The organism is Curtobacterium poinsettiae, assembly GCF_025677645.1.
Classification (GTDB): domain Bacteria; phylum Actinomycetota; class Actinomycetes; order Actinomycetales; family Microbacteriaceae; genus Curtobacterium; species Curtobacterium poinsettiae_A.
The window spans coordinates 2833593-2852575 of sequence record NZ_CP106879.1; the positions used below are offsets into that span (position 1 = coordinate 2833593).

The 18983-nt window shown below is 69.3% G+C and carries 8 protein-coding genes, 1 tRNA gene and 2 rRNA genes; all 11 read right to left on the reverse strand.

Going from position 1 to position 18983, the window contains the following annotated elements; translation table 11 throughout:
• Positions 1-17 precede the first annotated feature (17 nt).
• Positions 18-986: a glycoside hydrolase family 16 protein gene (locus tag OE229_RS13535; protein ID WP_111056285.1), complete on the reverse strand. Its 969-nt coding sequence runs from the start codon at positions 984-986 to the stop codon at positions 18-20.
• Positions 971-3352, reverse strand: a complete 2382-nt coding sequence (locus OE229_RS13540) for a PIG-L family deacetylase (RefSeq protein ID WP_262138466.1) — start codon at positions 3350-3352, stop codon at positions 971-973. Before OE229_RS13540 ends, OE229_RS13535 begins: the two co-directional genes overlap by 16 nt.
• Complete coding sequence (locus OE229_RS13545) at positions 3339-6911, reverse strand: glycosyltransferase (RefSeq protein ID WP_263344576.1); 3573 nt, start codon at positions 6909-6911, stop codon at positions 3339-3341. Before OE229_RS13545 ends, OE229_RS13540 begins: the two co-directional genes overlap by 14 nt.
• Complete coding sequence (locus tag OE229_RS13550; RefSeq protein ID WP_209082531.1) at positions 6908-7873, reverse strand: glycosyltransferase family 2 protein; 966 nt, start codon at positions 7871-7873, stop codon at positions 6908-6910. Before OE229_RS13550 ends, OE229_RS13545 begins: the two co-directional genes overlap by 4 nt.
• A complete protein-coding gene (locus tag OE229_RS13555; protein ID WP_111047116.1) occupies positions 7870-8829 on the reverse strand; it encodes a glycosyltransferase family 2 protein in 960 nt (319 codons plus the stop codon). Before OE229_RS13555 ends, OE229_RS13550 begins: the two co-directional genes overlap by 4 nt.
• Before the next feature lie 368 nt (positions 8830-9197).
• A complete protein-coding gene (locus tag OE229_RS13560; protein ID WP_262138471.1) occupies positions 9198-12035 on the reverse strand; it encodes an AMP-binding protein in 2838 nt (945 codons plus the stop codon).
• A 380-nt stretch (positions 12036-12415) separates the two neighbouring features.
• Positions 12416-12487, reverse strand: a tRNA-Gln gene (locus OE229_RS13565).
• A gap of 45 nt (positions 12488-12532) precedes the next feature.
• Positions 12533-13573, reverse strand: a complete 1041-nt coding sequence (locus tag OE229_RS13570) for an NAD(P)/FAD-dependent oxidoreductase (protein WP_262138472.1) — start codon at positions 13571-13573, stop codon at positions 12533-12535.
• A gap of 6 nt (positions 13574-13579) precedes the next feature.
• Complete coding sequence (gene gltX / locus OE229_RS13575) at positions 13580-15067, reverse strand: glutamate--tRNA ligase (protein WP_262138473.1); 1488 nt, start codon at positions 15065-15067, stop codon at positions 13580-13582.
• Positions 15068-15182: 115 nt separating this feature from the next.
• A 5S ribosomal RNA gene (rrf, locus tag OE229_RS13580) occupies positions 15183-15299 on the reverse strand.
• Positions 15300-15453: 154 nt separating this feature from the next.
• Positions 15454-18581 (reverse strand): 23S ribosomal RNA (locus OE229_RS13585).
• Positions 18582-18983: the final 402 nt, after the last annotated feature.

An 18983-nucleotide genomic window follows, 5' to 3' on the forward strand; every position in this document is an offset into this window, starting at 1 on the left:
CGCCGGGCTCGGCGCCGTCAGCCGGCGGCTGGGCCCGTGGACGGCAGCGTGGCCCGGGGGCTCTCGCCGTCGGCAGGCACGTCGATCGTCATCCAGTCGACCAGCAACGACCCGGCGGCGTCCCGGGGCGGCAGGCCCTCGAGGGATCCCGTCTGCACGACCAGGTGCATGCGTTCCACGGGGATGTCCTGCGTGGTGCTCCCGACGACCTCGTCGTCGACCAGGAACGACATCCGCGAGGGCGTCCACTCGATCGTGTACGTGTGCCAGTCGGCCAGCGACGCGTCGGTCTCGTGGTGGACGCACTTCTCGGCCGGGTCGACCAGGCAGTGCACGTTCAGCCAGGCGGGCGCACCGAGCGCGCCCTCGGGGAAGTCGATCTCGCCGTGCGCCCAGACGTTCTCGTCGCTCCAGAGCAGCACCGCCACCCCGTACCCGTCGACCTCGTCGCTCTTCATCCGGATGCTGTAGCGCCCGGAGGTCTGACCACCCCATCGTCCGTCGACGAGCGGGACGACCCCGCCGGCGAGCGGGGTGCCCGCCTTCGTGGTGCGCAGGTGCATGTCGAGCATCCCGTCGTGAGCGCTCAGCGTGGACGCCTGGTACCGGCCGGTCCCCGCGGTGTCCGCGAAGCCGTGGTAGACGGTGAACCGGTCGTCGTAGGCCGCCTCGAACCCGCCCGACGGGGTGGTGTCGTCGAAGTCCTCCGAGAACACCCGCTTCCAGCCGTCACCGTCGCCGGTCGGCATCGCGACCCCGCTGGGTCCGGGGCCGACGGACGTCGTGCCGGTGGTCGCCGCGGCGACGGCACCGACCGCGACCACCAGGGCCGCGGCCACGATCGCGACCCGTCGTCCTCGTGTCCGGAGCGGGGTGCGGTGGCGGGAGGCGCCGAGGCCGTGCGCCGGAGCGGCACCGTGCGCGGCGGCCGACTGCTCGGCGACGGGGCGGGGGCCGTCCTCGTCCGGGGTCATCCAGCTGCCCATGCGCGGACCTCCGAGAGACCGACGTTGATCGTGCTGTTCGACACCCCGGTGGTGGTGAACCGCACCCAGGTGACGTTCCGGGCGGTGAAGTCGACCGTCCGGGCGCTGCCGTCGTTCGGGAGTGCGCCCACGGCGACCTGGCTGCCGTCCGAGAACGTCAGCGTGCCGCTCGTGATCTGGTCGTCGCTGTTCGGACGGTCGTGCAGGACGATGCGCTGGAGCGCGACGGGGGCGGCCCAGTCGAGCTGGATCCAGATGCCGGTCCGTCCCCAGGGCACGGCCCACTCGGCGGTGTGGTCGACCGGGTGGCCGGACACCACGCCGTCGACGGCCTTCGCGACGGTCTGGCCGTCGGCCGGGTTGTCGGCGATCGCCGTCGGGGTGGCCGAGCCGGTGACGTCCCGCAGGCCCGGAGCGGGCGTGGGCGTCGGCGTCGGGGTCGGCGTCGGGGTCGGCGTCGGGGTCGGCGTCGGGGTCGGCGTCGGCGTCGGCGTCGTGCCGCCGCTGCTGCTCGCCGGGGCCAGCGCGCGGATCTCGGCGAGACCCACGTTCTGCGTCCCGCCACTGACCGACGTCACCGTGAACCGCACCCACGTGACACTGCGCGCCGCGAACGTGATCCGCTGCACCGCACCACCGTTGCTCAACGCCGGCACCTGCACACTCGAGCCGTCCGAGAACGTCAACGTCCCGCCCAGCACCTGGTCCACCGAGTTCGGCCGATCAGCGAGGTCGACCGCGTCCAACGCCGTCGCCTTCGCCCACCCGAGCTGGATCCACGTCCCCGCACGACCAGACGGTGCGACCCACTCCGCCGTCGGCGCATCCGGGTACCCGCTCACCACACCGTCGACCGCCTTCACGGCCGTCTGACCGTCAGCCGGGTTCTCCGCACTCGCCGTCACCGACGCCGAACCCGTCACGTCCGTCCGCGTCGGGGTCGGCGGCGGCGTCGTGTCGGCCGGGGCCAGCGCGCGGATCTCGGCGAGACCCACGTTCTGCGTCCCGCCACTGACCGACGTCACCGTGAACCGCACCCACGTGACACTGCGCGCCGCGAACGTGATCCGCTGCACCGCACCACCGTTGCTCAACGCCGGCACCTGCACACTCGAGCCGTCCGAGAACGTCAACGTCCCGCCCAGCACCTGGTCCACCGAGTTCGGCCGATCAGCGAGGTCGACCGCGTCCAACGCCGTCGCCTTCGCCCACCCGAGCTGGATCCACGTCCCCGCACGACCAGACGGTGCGACCCACTCCGCCGTCGGCGCATCCGGGTACCCGCTCACCACACCGTCGACCGCCTTCACGGCCGTCTGACCGTCAGCCGGGTTCTCCGCACTCGCCGTCACCGACGCCGAACCCGTCACGTCCTCGTGGGCGGGGGTCGGGTCGGTGGGGTCGGTCGGGTCGGTGGGGTTCGTCGGCACCGGCGAGCCGACGGTGTACTGCCGGCTGAGCCACGAGGTCTCGGGTCGCGCCGAGCAGGCCTGGTACGACGCGCAGGTCTCACTGTCATGGGCGGCGTAGGTGAAGAACGCGTCGGCCTTCGCCTGGGTCTGGGCCGTCGTCAGGTTCGCCGGACGGTCGGCGATCGGGTACCCCATGTACCCGGTGAAGCCGTGCGCGCCGGTGTACTGCCGCTGCACCTGGTCGGTCAGGTACGCGACCGTGTGGTGGTCGCTGTGGTCCCCGTCGCCGTACTCGCCCTCGTGGTCGAGGGTGTGGATGTCCGTCGGTGCGAAGTCCTGCACGATCCCCTGCAGCGTCGCCCGGAGCTGCGCGAGCGTGTACGTGGCGCTGTGCGGGGCGTCGGCGACGGTGTGCAGCGTGTCCATGTCGCCCGTGTACAGGCGCTGGAGGCTCTCGTAGCCGTTCGCCCAGAAGCCGTTGCCCTCGACGTTGCCGTCCGGCAGGTCCATGAAGACCAGGCTGATCCGCGGGTCGGCAGTGAGGGTCTCGGTGAGCAGGGTCCGTCCGGCGACCGTCGTGGAGCCGGTCGTCGACGCCGGGTCGACGCCGGCCATGCTCGCGTAGGCGGCCATCAGCCCGACCTGGCGTTCCTGCCAGTACCAGTCGGGCTTGCCGGCGTCACCGGCGGTGACGATCACCGAGCGCACGCAGCGCCCCGCGTCGATGTCCTTCCGCAGGTCCGTGCCCTGGAAGAGCAGGTCGTCGTCGGGGTGGGCGACGACGTTGAGCACCCGCCCGGCGCTGCAGTCCGCGGCCGCGGCCACGGCGGGCTGGACCGCGAGGTTCGGCGCGACCAGCACGGCGAGCACCGTGGCGACCACGCCCGCGACGGACGCGACGGTGGCCCGTCGCGTCCGTCGCGGTCTGTCGGAGGTCGGTTCAGTCGGTTGCATGGCGCAGGCCCTCCGTCGTCAGTTCGTACATCGCGGTCGTCCCCGACGACCAGACCCGCTTCCAGTAGGGCGAGGACGCCATGGCGGCGGCGAGCTCCTGGTAGTCGGCGTCGCTCTGGTAGCCGTACCGCTCGTCGTAGGCGCCGAAGGGCTCCGCGACCAGGGCGTAGTAGCCGGTGGCCGACCAGTTCACGACCAGTTCCCGCGTCACGTTCGACAGGTCGGCCTCGGCGTCGTAACCGCCGGTCGGGTCCGGGTACGGGCCGAGTGCTTCGCGGGACAGGTAGCCCACGTCGAAGTACCGTGCGCCGGTGTTGCTCGGGACGGCGTTGGCCGAACCGGTGAGCAGCATCACGGAGCCCGCGGGTGCCGTGCGGTCGTAGTACTGCGTCGCCGCGGACTGGCTCCGGGTCATGACGCGGTTCCAGTCGAGCGAGGTCTGCCCGAACGCACCGATCGCGACGAGCGCCGCCACCGCTGCTCCGGCGACCGCGAACCGCACGGCGGACGGGCGCATCCCCCGCTGCAGGACCGCCCCGACCGGGGCGAACCGACCGGCGGGCACCGGGAGCGCCGCCGCCAGGATCGCGATCCACGGCGTCGCGAAGAGCACGACGCGGAAGACGCCTTCCTGGCCGTAGTTCGTGGCGACGAGCAGCGAGATCGGGCTCGCGGCGGTGGCGAGGAGCGCCCAGTGCGTCCGGTCGCGCCGCATCAGCACGGTCACCAGGGCGATGAGCCCGAGCACCACGAGCGCGGCTGCCGGGATGTCGAACGCCAGGCGCGTGACGAGCGGCTTCGGCAGGACGGTCATGTCGTGCGCGGGCGGCTGCACGTTGTCGAGCACGCGTCCGACCGCCGCGAGCGACAGGAACCGTCCGAGGATGTCACCGTTCAGCGCGGCGAAGACCACCGCCGGCACGAGCACGACGACGGGCAGCCACCAGGGGCGGAGCATCCGGAAGACGATGAGCGTGACGAGTGCGGCGACCGTCAGGTACGGCGAGATCTGGTGCGTCACGGCGAGCACGATGCCGATGAGGGTGATCGCGATGATCCGCGAGAGCCCCACCCGCCGTGCCCGCGGCTTGGCGGCGACGGAGCCGTCGGCGGTGGTGACGGCGGCGTCGCGCAGCGGTCCGGTGGCGAGCACGAGGATCACGATCGACATCAGGATGCCGGTCGACTGCGGCGAGAAGTACGTGGTGTTGAGCGAACCGGTCATCGCGGTCAGCAGCGCTGCGATCCACGGCCGACGGGCGCCGGGCAGCCAGTGCGCCGCCAGGACCCCGACCGCGATGGTCGTGCTGAACGCGAGCAGCACCGGCACCCAGGCGGCGATGAGGATCGTGTTGACGATGCCCCCGACGTCGGCGACCCAGGCAGCGCCCGCGAACAGGCCGGACCAGGTCTGGAAGATGTCGGCCGACGGGTTGGTCCCACCGAACTGGCGGATGTACTCGACGACACCGATGTGCCGGGCGGCGGCGGTCACGGTCGGCACGCCGTACGTGATCGCCTGGGCGAGCTGCACGACACCGCCGAGCACGACGACGGGCACGGCGAGTGCGCGGCCGCGCACCAGGGCGATGACCGCGGCGGCGACGACGAGCACGAGGCCGACGACCAGGCCCGGTCCGAGCGAGCCGAACAGGCCGGCGGGCACCGGGTCGCCCATGTGGGTGAGCGCGGCGACGACCACGACGACGAGCCCGCCGAGCGAGAGCGCCGTCACGGTGGCGGTCGTGCTCCACCGGGGCCGAGCGGTCGCACGGTGCACGAGTCCGGCACGACGGAGCTCCGCCACGTCACGGGGTACCGAGACGGCGAGCGCCGCCGCGGTGAGCACGACGACACCGACGAAGGGGACCGTCGGCGCCCAGATGTGGAAGGTCGCCATGGTGTACCCGATGGCGATCGTGCCGACGAGCGACCCGGTGACGGCGAGGACGGCGAACCGTGCGAGGGACATCGGACGGACGAGCAGCATCGGGGCGACCCCGAGCAGGGCGAACAGGAAGACCGCGACGGCGCTCGCCCGCAGCGTGGGCAGCTCGACGACGCTGCCGACGGCGGCCAGCACGAGCGTCAGCACGACGATCGCGGCGGCACCGAGTCGCGCCGCCGGCCCCATCGCGCCACCGGGGGTCGGTCGCGCCGGCCCCGCGGTGTCGAGGCCGCGCTGCAGCTCGTGGCGGCCGTGCGCCGTGCGGTCGATCGTCCCCGCGCCGCCCATGCGTTCCCGGAGCGCCAGGACCGGAGCGGTGAGCACGGAGCGCCGCTCGACGCGACGCAACCGACGCTTCGTCGCCGCGAACTCCGCGTCAACGGCGTCGACGGCGTCGACGGCATCTGCGTCGCGCGCACCGCCCGTCCCGTGGCCGTTCGCCGGAGCAGCGTCGGCAGCGTCGTCGCCCTGCTCGAGGCCGAGGCGCGCGAAGGCGCTGATGGCCTCCGGTGCCGCGTCCACCGAGGCGGTCAGCGTGTCGCGGTCGAGTGCGTTCTTGGTCATCCAGGCTCCGAGTCCGTGGCCGTGCGCGGCAGCGGCGGCGCGGAGCGACGCGACGTCGTCCGCCGATCGCTGCCACGCGATCGCGGCCGGTTCGACGGCGATCGCGGATCCGGCGAACAGCAGTCGTGTGAAGAGGTCGAGGTCGTCGCCGCCGCCGACGCGGGTACCGGGGCCGAAGGCGGTGTCGAACCCACCGATCCGGAGCGCGGTCGCGCGGTGCACGGCGAGGTTCGCGCCGGTGCCGTAGGCCGAGGCGGCGAAGGGGTGCAGCGGGAGGTCGTCGACCGGGTCGTCGAGCCGGAACACCCGGCGGCGGACGGTCCGCCCGCCGGGGGTGCGGTCGTCGTGCCAGCGCTGCGCCGGCGTCCGGAGCTCGGCACTCGGCACGAGCCCGGTGACGCAGGCCACGTCCGGGTCGGCCGCGAAGGCACGGGCGATCGCGGCGATCCAGCCGCCGTCCACGACGGCGCCCTCGTCCACGAACGCGACGACGTCGCCGGTCGCGACGAGCAGGCCGGCGTTCCGCGCGGCGGCGAGGCCGCCGTCGGGCGCGGGAATGGTGGTGACGCGGTGTCCGCCGATGTCGACGGTCGCCACACCGTCGTCGTCGGCGCCGTGCGAGACGACCACGACGTCGAAGTCGGGGTGTCCGTTCGCGAGCACCGACCGCATGGTCGTGCCGGCGGCGCCGTCCGTGCAGAGCACCACGGTGACGGACGGCAGCACCAGACCTGCTGCCGGCCGACGCTCGGGTGCCGGCATGGGCCGGATCGCGCGCTGCAGCGCACGGACGTCGATGGTGCCGCCGATGCGGCGGCGTTCGATGATCTCGGCCTCGACGAAACCGAGGGGCTCGCCGTGGTCGCGGACGAGCAGGCGGGCACGCCCGTACCCGGCGGATCCCTGCAGGGCGATGACGTCCCGGTGGCTCGACGCGTGCACGTCGGCACGGTCCACCTCGCCGACCCAGAGCGCGCCGTCCCAGGTGGGGACGAGCGGCCCGGTCACGACCGGCGAGAGGACCATCGCCAGGGTCGCGCGGGTCACGGTGTGCCCACCGGCTGCGGGAGCGGTGCGGGTGCGGGCGGGGTCCGCACGACGACGGTTCCGAGGACCCGGCCGACGGCGTAGCCCGCGACCGTCGAGACGACGGAGAGCGCGATGGCGTACGCCCGCAGGCCTCCGCCACGACCGACGTGGCGCAGTTCGCGCAGCACGGCGCCCGGGATCACGCGGGTCAGGTAGGTCGACTCGCTGGCGAGCGAGTCGCCGGTGCCGACCCGACGGCTCAGCACCGCCTTCGAGATGCCCTCGTAGTAGCTGCGGCGGCGCAGGTAGCGCATCGTCACGCGGTCCGGGGAGACCCGGTGCGAGACGTTCGAGCGCGGTTCGTGCCGGATCCGCGCGCCGGGACGGGCCTGGGCGATGCGGATGCAGAGTTCGGTCTCCTCGCAGCCGAGCGGCTGGTTGCCGACGCGGCCGATGCCGGAGCGGAAACCGCCGGCGAGCAGGATCGCGTCGCGGCGGAACGCCATGCTCGACCCGATGACGTTGCGCACGTCGCCGGGGGTCTCCGGCAGGCCCCGGTACGAGCAGCCGACGATCCAGAGGAGCTCGTCCGCGTAGGGGCCGGCACCGGTGGCGGTGGGCCAGGACGGGGTGGCACGACCGCCGACACCGACGACATCGGGGTCCTCGAGCGCGGTGAGCATGTGCCCGAGCCAGTCGGGGTCCGCGGTGGCGTCGTCGTCCAGGAACGCGACGACGTCGGCGTCGGTCAGGGCGACACCGGTGTTCCGGGCCCCGGAGAGTCCGCGGTCCTCGGTGTTCGGGACGACCCGGAGTTCCGGCCAGCGCGCGGCGGCGCGGGCCAGGAGCTCGGGCTCGTGGTCGATGACGACGACGACCTCGGGGCCCTCGGGCTGGCGCTTGGCCGACTCGACGCTGTCCTGCAGGTCACCCCAGCGCTGCTGGGTGTAGGCGCAGATGACGACCGCGACGGTCGTCACGCGACGTCCTCCTCGAGGGCGACGACGGACGCGACGACGGCTGCCCCGGCAACGGACGCCCCGGCGACGGCGGACGCAGCGACGGGGGTCGCGACGGACGCAGCGACCGGCGCCGCAGCGACGGGAGCAGCAGCAACCGGCGCAGCAGCCGGCGCGGCGAGCTGCTCGGCCGGCGGCACGACGCTCATCGCCGCGCGACGGACCTCGGCACGGCCGATCGCGGCACGACGACGCTCGTGCATGATCGACTTCAGCACGCGGATGCCGTCGGTCACGGCGTTGAGGTTGCTCGAACCGTGCACGCGGAGCTTCTCGTGGCTCGGCACCTCGGTGATCGCGAGCTCGGCGGCCGACCAGCGGCAGGTCAGGACGGTCTCGATCTCGAACCCGTCGCCCCACAGCATCGAACCGTCGGCCGGCTTCGGCAGCTCGGACGACAGCAGACCGATCTCCGGCAGGACGTCCGCCCAGAAGGCGTTGTAGCCGTAGCAGAGGTCGCTGTAGCGGGTGCCGAGGATGATGTTGCAGAGCATGTTCAGGCCGCGGTTGCCCATGTTCCGGACGATCGTGATGTCGTCGCTGCCACCGCCGAGCGAGTACCTGGTGCCCTTCGCGACGTCGGCGCCGTCGACGAGTGCCTGGACGAACCGCGGGATCTCGTCGGGGTCCGCGGAGCAGTCGGCGTCGAACATGACGACGATGTCGCCGGTGACGGCCTCGAAGCCGCAGGCCAGGGCGTTGCCCTTGCCCTTGCGGGTCTGGTGCACGACGCGGATGTCGGGCATCACGCGCTGGGCGGCGGCGATGGTGTCGTCGACGGAGTTGCCGTCGACCAGGATCACCTCGTACACGGGCGGGAGCTTCGGGAGGATGATCTCGAGGTTGCGGGCCTCGTTCCGTGCCGGGATGACGACGGAGACCCTCGGGTCTGCAGGGCGAACGGTACGTGCGGGCATGGCGCGGTCCTGTCGGGTCAGGGTTGCTGTCGGGTGGTGGCTCGTCGAGACGAGCGGCGCGTCCTCGGATGACGCATCGACGACGGTGACCGTCGTCGGTCGAGCAGCGGGACGCGGGTACGACGCCGCCTGCTTGCCGCGGGTGAGTGGGTACTCTCCCCCGCGGTTCCAACCATCGCCGTGGCCAGCGGGAGGGTCAATGCGCGGTGCGGTCCCTTGCGGACACCCGGGTGCGGATACGGAAACCCGCAACCCTCGTGCAGGTCGGCCCTCCGGCGCGGCGGCCGGCGGGTGGTGGACGCAGGACGAGCGGACGGGAGGCGCGGTGCCAGCTGGCACCGCGCCTCCCGTCCGGTCGTGGGCCGGTCTCAGACCTGCGGCACGTCCGCCGTCTCGAAGGCGGCCCGCAGCGCGACCGCCAGCTCGGCGACGTGCGGTTCCCGCAGCAGCGACGTGTGCTCGCTCGCGATCCGCACCATCTCGGTGGGCCCGCGCAGCAGTGCGGACCACCCGGCGGCGTCGGGGTTGGCGTCGGCGAGGACGTAGGTGGCCCTCCCGTGGAACGGCGTCGGGTGGTGGCGCCTGGTGACGATCTCGGCCTGGTCGAAGAAGGCGTCGAAGTCCTTCTGCCCACCGTGCCGCAGCACGCCGGCGGTGTACGCCCGGAGCCGCTTGGCGAACAGCGCCCCGTACGGCACACCCGCGGGCAGGACCCGCCGGACGGCGCGGTCGAGCCCCCGCTGCACGGCGCGGACGGCGGAGTTCGGCTGGTCGCGCGGCTCCATTCGGCCGAAGTGCAGGCGGGCCTGTTCGGACTTCGTGCGGGGCAGGTAGGTGTCGAGCAGGACGACGTGCTCCACCTGCTCGCCGCTCTCGGTCAGGAGCCGGGCGATCTCGAGCGCGACGAGTCCGCCGAGCGAGTGCCCGACGAGCAGGTACGGGCCGCGGGGCTGCACGATGCGCATCAGGGCGAGGTAGCGGCGGGCGCTCCGCTCGATGTTCCAGTCCGGCATCCCACGGCGCTCGAGGGCGTGCTGCTGGAACGCGTACAGGTCGTGCGCGGGCAGGTGCCGCGAGAGCGGCAGGAACGTCAGCGCCAGGGCACCGCCACCGGCGAAGCAGAACACCGGCGGACGGCCGCCCTCGCGCGCCTCGGAGACCTTCACGACGTCGGGGTGGCTCGGCAGCGCGCTCGTGCCGCTCCGCACCCGTCGGGCGAAGGCGCGGAGCGTCGGGTGCTCGAGCACGTCCGAGGAGCGCAGGTCGACCCCGAGCCGGTCCTGCACGACGGCGAGCATCTCCTCGGCGGACAGCGAGTCGCCGCCGAGCGCGGAGAAGTCCTCGTCCAGGTGCACGCCCCGGAGCCCGAGCACCTCGGCCCAGATCTGCCCCACGACGAGCTCCCACTGGTCGTACTCGCCCTCGACCATCTCGGTCTCGACGCTCGGCGCCCCGGGGAGTTCGGCCCGGTCGACCTTGCCCCGCTCGTTCCGCGGTAGTTCGGTCATCGGCACGATCGACGCCGGCACCATGTACTCGGGCAGCCGCTCACGGAGCGCCCGCCGGAGCGCGCCCGGTGCCGGGGTGCGGTGCCCCGGGCGACCGACCACGTAGGCGACGAGCCGGGTGACGGAACCGGGGTCGACCTGTGCCGTCACGACCGCGTCGTGCACCTCGGGGACCGCGCGGAGCGCCGCCTCGACCTCACTCGGCTCGACCAGGTAGCCGCGGACCTTCACGGCGTCGTCGGATCGGCCGAGCAGCACGAGCCGCCCGTCGGGGTCGACGCGGGCCAGGTCGCCCTGCCGCCAGCTCGGGGTCCCGACGGGGATGCCGGCGACGGCCTCGGCTTCGCCGGTGTGTCCGGCCCGTTCGGCGGTCTTCTCCGGCGCGCCCCAGTAGCCCGCGGTCAGGGCGTCGGAGACCACGACGAGCTCGCCGGTCTCCCCCGGGTCGGCAGGGCTGCCGTCCTCACGGAGCACGAGGACCGTCTTGCCGGGCAACGGCCACCCGGCGGGCACGACGCCCTCGGGCACCGGCTCGCCCGGGGCCACCGGGCAGTAGGCGACGCACGCGGTCTCGCTCGAGCCGAAGGCGTTCAGGAGCAGCGTGTCCGGGTCCAGGTGGGGTCGAGCCGCGGCGAGGTCGGCGCCGGTGACGGACTCGCCCGTGGTCATCAGGAAGCGCAGCCCGCCGAGCACCGGTGCGGTCCCGGCTGCGGTCCCGTGCGACCCGGGGGCGCTCTGCGATCCGATGATCGAGCGCAGCAGGTGCGGGGTGCAGACGAGCACGTTCACGTCGTCGTCCCGGAACCGCCCGAGCAGCCGCTCGACACCGAGTTCACGCGGTTCGAGCAGCACGATGGTGCCGCCGCAGAGCAAGGTGTCGAACGAGAACAGGAGCCCGGCCGCGAACGACAGCGGCAGGACGACACCGAGCCGATCACCCGGGCCCAGGCCGAGTGCGGCCGCGTCCTGCTCCGCGTTGGCGATCTGCTGCCGGTGCGTCAGGACCACGCCCTTCGGCATGCCGGTCGAGCCGGAGGTGAAGACGATGGCGAAGGGGTCCCGCCCGCCGGGGCGCACGCCGACGGTGTCCGCCGACGGGGCCGCGCCGGGACCGCCCGCGTCCAGCGGTTCGCCCGTGTGCAGCAGTTCGCCCGCGTCCAGCAGTTCGCCCGCGTCCAGCAGCTCGCCCGCGTCCAGCAGCTCGCCGAGTGCGTGCACCCGGCCGTCCCGTTCAGCGATGACGTCGGCGGCCAGCACCGCACGCTCGGCGTCGGCCAGGATCTCGTCGACGCCGGCGAGGCGGGCCACGTGCGCCAGGCGTGCTGCGGGCAGGTGGTCGTCGAGCACCACCACGGTCCGTCCGGCACGCACCAGCGCGAGGATGCCGATCACGGCCTCGGTCGACTGCCCCGCCATCAACCCGACCGGCTTCGACGCCCCGCCCGGGGTGTCGCCGACGCCGGCGCCGCTGTGGTCGTCGGGTCGGAGCGTCACGGCCAGGGCTGCGGCCAGCGCGCGCGAGGCTCGGTCCGCTTCGGCGTAGGTGTACGGACGGCCGTCGCCCGCGAGCGCGGCGGCGTCGCCCCGGAGTGCCACCACGCGGTCCCAGCGGTCCAGCACGGAGTGGTCGGCCGCCGCGGGCACGGCTGCGGGGTGGTTCCAGGGATCGACGGTCGTCAGCGGGTCGACGGAGGTCACGATGACACCTCGGGTGCTCAGCAGCGGACCGCCACGACTCCCGCGACGGTCTTCCGACCGTAGGTCCGCGCTCCCCCCGCCCGCGAGCAGTCGAGAGCCCGGTGCGGGGAACCGCAACCGGTCTGGAGGCGCTGCCTGCGCCCGCCACGGACGGTACGACTCCGGAACGACCGGACCACCGCCGTGCGGCGCCTTCCGCACGGCGGCTCGCCCCGGCTCGGGGATCGTGCGGTTCCGCGCAACCTCCGGATCAGCCGTGGCGTGACCGTGGATGAGCCGTGCATCCCCGATGAGGACGCTCGGAACCAGCACGGCCGCGAACGAGAACAGCCCGGAACGAGAACAGCCCCCGGGAGATCCCGGGGGCTGTTCATCGAGTGCTGGGGTACCTGGACTCGAACCAAGAACGACGGTACCAGAAACCGCTGTGTTGCCAATTACACCATACCCCAAAAGGCCTGTCGGCCTTCTGGCCCGGTCACCCGGGGCACGATCAACTACTGTACAGCATCCCGGAGGTCCGCAAGACCACCCACCAGGTCTCGGTGAACGGCGGCGGCGGTCGCGGCTCCGTGTCCGGCGGCGACGATGAGCTGCTCGGGCCCGGGAGGCGTGACGTCTCCCACGGCGTAGAGCCCCGGGACGGACGTCCGGCCCACCCGGTCGACCACGAGGAGTCCCTGCGTGTCGCGCTGGAGCCCCTCGAGCGCTCCGGGCGTGTCGCCGTTCGCGGCCGTGTTCCCGCTCGTGGCGTCCGTGGCGCTCGTACGCGTGGTGGCGCTGGTGCGCAGCCAGTCGAGGTCGGCGTGCCACACCGGTCGGACGAACCCACCGGTCCGCGGCTCGACGTGGCCGTCGGCGAGCCGGACGCCGGTCATTCCGGAGCGATCGCCCTCGAGGTCCTCGACGACCCGCTCGTCCACGACGATCCCCGCCGACGCGAGCCGAGCGCGGCCCGCGTCGTCGAGCGGCGCCACCCCGTTCGTGTAGACGATCAGGTCGTCGGTCCAGGAGGCGATGAGCAGCGACCGGTCGACCACGTCGTCGGTCTCGCAGATGAACGCGAGCGGCTGGCCGGCCTTGTCGTACGCATCACACTCGACGCAGCTGTGCACCGCGGTGCCGTAGAACGCGCGGAGCATCGGCAGCGCCGGGAACTCCTCACGCAACCCCGTCGCCACGACGACCGTCCGGGCGCGGGCCTCGAGCTCGGTGCCGCGCCACGAGCCGTGCACCCGCCAGGTGTCCGTGTCGGGGTCCGGGGCCACCAGGTCGACGACGGACTGCACGACCGTCGCTTCCGGGTACCCCTCGACCTCGGTCCGCCCGAGCTTGCGGAGCTCGAGCGGCGAGATGCCGTCCCGCGTCAGGAACCCGTGCGACCGCAGCGTCGCGGCGTTCCGGGGGCGGTTCGCGTCGACGAGCAGCACGGTGCGCTTCGCCCGGACCAGGTTGAGCGCAGCGCTCAGCCCGGCCGGACCGGCGCCGATGACCGCGACGTCGTGCACGACCGGGTCGGCGTGCTCCGTGCTGCCCATGATCGGTCAGCGCGCCGCGAGGGCACGGAGCCGGGTCAGGGTGGACGCCTTGCCCAGGATCTCCATCGACTCGAACAGCGGCGGACTGATCCGGCGTCCGGACACCGCCACCCGCAGCGGACCGAAGGCGACGCGGGGCTTCAGGCCGAGCTCGTCGATGAGAGCCGCACGGAGCGCACCCTCGATGGCCTCGGTGGTCCAGTCCTGGACACCCTCGAGCGCGGCGATGCTCGCCGTCAGGACCGTTGCCGTGTCGCCCTTGAGCGAGGCCAGCGCGTCGTCCTCGACCACCAGGTCGGCGTCGGAGGTGAACATGAAGCCGAGCATCGCCGGTGCCTCGCCGAGCAGCTGCACGCGCTCCTGCACGAGCGGAGCCGCCTTGGTCAGGACCTCGAGCTGCTCCTGGGTCGCCGGGTCGCTGATGAACTCCGACAGGTACGGCAGCAGACGCGACCGGAAGTCCTCCGGCGCCAGCAGACGGATGTGGTCCCCGTTGATCGCCTCGGCCTTCTTGTGGTCGAAGCGGGCCGGGTTCGGGTTCACGTCGGTGACGTCGAACGCCGCGACCATCTCGTCGATCGAGAACACGTCGCGGTCGGGGCCGATCGACCATCCCAGCAGCGCCAGGTAGTTGACGAGTCCCTCCGGGATCATGCCGGCAGCACGGTGGTGGAACAGGTTCGACTCGGGGTCACGCTTCGAGAGCTTCTTGTTGCCCTCCCCCATCACGTACGGCAGGTGCCCGAACACGGGGATGGAGGGGGCGAGGCCGATCTCGTACAGCGCCTCGTACAGCGCGATCTGGCGCGGGGTCGACGACAGCAGGTCCTCACCCCGGAGCACGTGGGTGATGCCCATCAGGGCATCGTCCACCGGGTTCGTGAACGTGTAGAGCGGCTTGCCGTTCGGGCGGACCACCACGAAGTCGGGGAACGTGCCCTGCTTGAAGGTGATCTCGCCGCGCACCAGGTCGTCGAAGCTCAGGTCACGGTCGGGGACGCGCAGACGGAGCGCCGGCTCCCGGCCCTCGTCCCGGAACGCCTGGCGCTCAGCGTCGGACAGGTCGCGCTCGTGGTTGTCGTAGCCCTGCTTCGGGTCACGACCCACGGCCTTGTTGCGGGCCTCCATCTCGTCCGGCGTGACGAAGGACTCGTAGATGTGGCCCGACTCCTTGAGCTTCGCGATCACGTCGTCGTAGATCCCGGTGCGCTCGGACTGCCGGTACGGTCCGTGCTCACCACCGGCGTCCACGCCCTCGTCCCAGTCGAGCCGCAGCCAGCGGAGTGCATCGAGGATCTGCGCGTACGACTCCTCGCTGTCGCGGGCGGCGTCAGTGTCCTCGATGCGGAACACGAGCTTGCCGCCGGTGTGCCGGGCGTAGGCCCAGTTGAAGAGCGCGGTGCGGATGAGCCCCACGTGCGGGGTCCCCGTCGGGCTCGGGCAGAAGCGGACGCGGATGTCGGAGCCGGAGGCAGTGGTGAATGGCGCAGTCATGACCCGACAACCCTACCGCGGAGCCTGTCCCTCCAACCTGCCCTGTGGACGGGCCGTAGAACGCAGAAAACCCCTGACCAGTACTGGTCAGGGGTTCCCTGGTTCTTCACGTTAAGTCCGGCGGCGTCCTACTCTCCCACAAGGTCCCCCTTGCAGTACCATCGGCGCTGAGAGGCTTAGCTTCCGGGTTCGGAATGTGACCGGGCGTTTCCCTCTCGCTATGACCACCGGAACACTCTCGACCATGGATCTTGGTCTCAAAGCTGTCCCGACTGCTGTCTCCCGTGTGGAAGACAGAGCGGTGTATTCAGTTTCGATTCCCGATCGTCTGTCGGGAACCACAAAGTGGACGCGAGCCCGTGCAACACGTGCACGGAAATCAGTGTGTTATCAAGTCTTCGGCTTATTAGTACCGGTCAGCTCCACGGGTCGTTAGTCCCCGCTTCCACATCCGGCCTATCAACCCAGTAGTCTGCTGGGAGCCTCTCACACTCAAGGTGCATGGAAATCTCATCTCGAAGACGGCTTCCCGCTTAGATGCTTTCAGCGGTTATCCGGTCCGAACGTAGCTAATCAGCGGTGCCCTTGGCAGAACAACTGACACACCAGAGGTTCGTCCATCCCGGTCCTCTCGTACTAGGGATAGATCTTCTCAAATTTCCAACGCGCGCAGCGGATAGGGACCGAACTGTCTCACGACGTTCTAAACCCAGCTCGCGTACCGCTTTAATGGGCGAACAGCCCAACCCTTGGGACCTACTCCAGCCCCAGGATGCGACGAGCCGACATCGAGGTGCCAAACCATGCCGTCGATATGGACTCTTGGGCAAGATCAGCCTGTTATCCCCGAGGTACCTTTTATCCGTTGAGCGACAGCGCTTCCACAAGCCACTGCCGGATCACTAGTCCCGACTTTCGTCCCTGCTCGACCTGTCAGTCTCACAGTCAAGCTCCCTTGTGCACTTACACTCGCCACCTGATTGCCAACCAGGTTGAGGGAACCTTTGGGCGCCTCCGTTACTCTTTGGGAGGCAACCGCCCCAGTTAAACTACCCATCAGGCACTGTCCATGAACCCGATCAGGGTCCTACGTTAGACATCCAAAGTGACCAGAGTGGTATTTCAACAATGACTCCACGAACACTAGCGTGCCCGCTTCACAGTCTCCCACCTATCCTACACAAGCCACTCCGAACACCAATACCAAACTGTAGTAAAGGTCACGGGGTCTTTCCGTCCTGCTGCGCGTAACGAGCATCTTTACTCGTAGTGCAATTTCGCCGAGTTCGCGGTTGAGACAGCTGGGAAGTCGTTACGCCATTCGTGCAGGTCGGAACTTACCCGACAAGGAATTTCGCTACCTTAGGATGGTTATAGTTACCACCGCCGTTTACTGGGGCTTAAATTCAGAGCTTCGCCCAAAGGCTAACCCTTCCTCTTAACCTTCCAGCACCGGGCAGGCGTCAGTCCGTATACATCGTCTTGCGACTTCGCACGGACCTGTGTTTTTAGTAAACAGTCGCTTCCCACTGGTCTCTGCGGCCTTCAACGCTCACGGAGTACATCCGGTCACGCGTCCGGCCCCCCTTCTCCCGAAGTTACGGGGGCATTTTGCCGAGTTCCTTAACCACGATTCTCTCGATCTCCTTGGTATTCTCTACCTGACCACCTGAGTCGGTTTCGGGTACGGGCGGCTGCAACCTCGCGTCGATGCTTTTCTCGGCAGCATAGGATCACTGATTTCCCCTTACGGGTACGCGTCGGATCTCAGACATACAGACGACGGATTTGCCTATCGTCAGCCCTACATCCTTACACCAGGTTCACCTTACGGATACCATCGCCTGGCTCAGCTACCTTCCTGCGTCACACCTGTTCATACGCTAACCGCACCAGCATGGGGTCGAGCGTTAGACCGGCCACCATCACCCCGAAGGGATCCGGTTGCACCGGGTTAGGACTCTTAGCACCACTGGATTAGCTTGGGCGGTTGTTCGCCGGTACGGGAATATCAACCCGTTGTCCATCGACTACGCCTGTCGGCCTCGCCTTAGGTCCCGACTTACCCAGGGCGGATTAACCTGGCCCTGGAACCCTTGGTCTTTCGGAGGACGGGTTTCTCACCCGTCTTTCGCTACTCATGCCTGCATTCTCACTCGTGTAGCGTCCACGGCTGGATCACTCCGCCGCTTCACTCGCCACACGACGCTCTCCTACCACTCCGCACGACTGAACCACGAAGGCTTGTCTATAGTGCGAAATCTACAACTTCGGTGGTGTGCTTGAGCCCCGTTACATTGTCGGCGCGGAATCACTTGACCAGTGAGCTATTACGCACTCTTTCAAGGGTGGCTGCTTCTAAGCCAACCTCCTGGTTGTCTGTGCAACTCCACATCCTTTCCCACTTAGCACACGCTTAGGGACCTTAGTTGGTAGTCTGGGTTGTTTCCCTCTCGACGATGAAGCTTATCCCCCACCGTCTCACTGCTGCGCTCTCACTCACCGGCATTCGGAGTTTGGCTGACGTCAGTAACCTGTTGAGGCCCATCGGCCATCCAGTAGCTCTACCTCCGGCGAGAAACACGCAACGCTGCACCTAAATGCATTTCGGAGAGAACCAGCTATCACGAAGTTTGATTGGCCTTTCACCCCTATCCACAGCTCATCCCCTCCATTTTCAACTGAAGTGGGTTCGGTCCTCCACGACGTCTTACCGTCGCTTCAACCTGGCCATGGATAGATCACTTCGCTTCGGGTCTAGAACATGCGACTCAAACGCCCTATTCAGACTCGCTTTCGCTACGGCTGCCCCTCACGGGTTAACCTCGCCACATATCACTAACTCGCAGGCTCATTCTTCAAAAGGCACGCCGTCACCCCTACTAAGGAGGCTCCGACGGTTTGTAAGCAAACGGTTTCAGGTACTATTTCACTCCCCTCCCGGGGTACTTTTCACCTTTCCCTCACGGTACTTGTCCGCTATCGGTCATCTGGGAGTATTTAGGCTTATCAGGTGGTCCTGACAGATTCACACGGGATTTCTCGGGCCCCGTGCTACTTGGGATACACATCCGGCCATAACACCATTTCGTCTACGGGGCTGGCACCCACTACGGCCCGGCTTTCAAACCGGTTCGACTATGATGCGCTGTAACCGCCCCAGTCCGGCAGAACTGAGTGACGTGTCCCACAACCCCGACCATGCAACGCCCGCCGGCTATCACACATGATCGGTTTAGCCTCATCCGCTTTCGCTCGCCACTACTCACGGAATCACATGTTGTTTTCTCTTCCTGTGGGTACTGAGATGTTTCACTTCCCCACGTTCCCTCTACCCGCCCTATATATTCAGGCGGGAGTCACCAGGTCGCAAAACGCCTGGCGGGGTTTCCCCATTCGGAAATCCTCGGATCGAGGCTCGATTATCAGCTCCCCGAGGCTTATCGCAGATTTCTACGTCCTTCATCGGCTCCAGATGCCAAGGCATCCACCGTTTGCTCTTAGAAACTTGACCACAAAGATTAAAATTGCGATCCAACGTCACCACACCAACCCGAAGGCTGATCATGGATGACGCGAATCAAAGATGCTCGCGTCCACTGTGTAGTTCTCAACATACGATCGGCACCAGCACTCCCCCACCAGAAAGGTAGGTTCACCCTGGCCCGACGAAGGACCCGTAGGCCCAACCCCCACCACCACTCACGCGGCAGCAGGAAGCCTGGTCCCTCAGGACCCAACAACGTGCACCAGCCAGCAGCTCCACCCTCGACCCGTCCCAACTCTGCAAGCAGAGCGTACTGAGGTCGGAAGCATCACTCCCAACTGCACTGTCAATGTTCCACCCATGAGCTACCCGTCGGACACGTTCGGTCCGAACCAGGCGCCTGGATCAGCAACCAACCACCCATGAAGG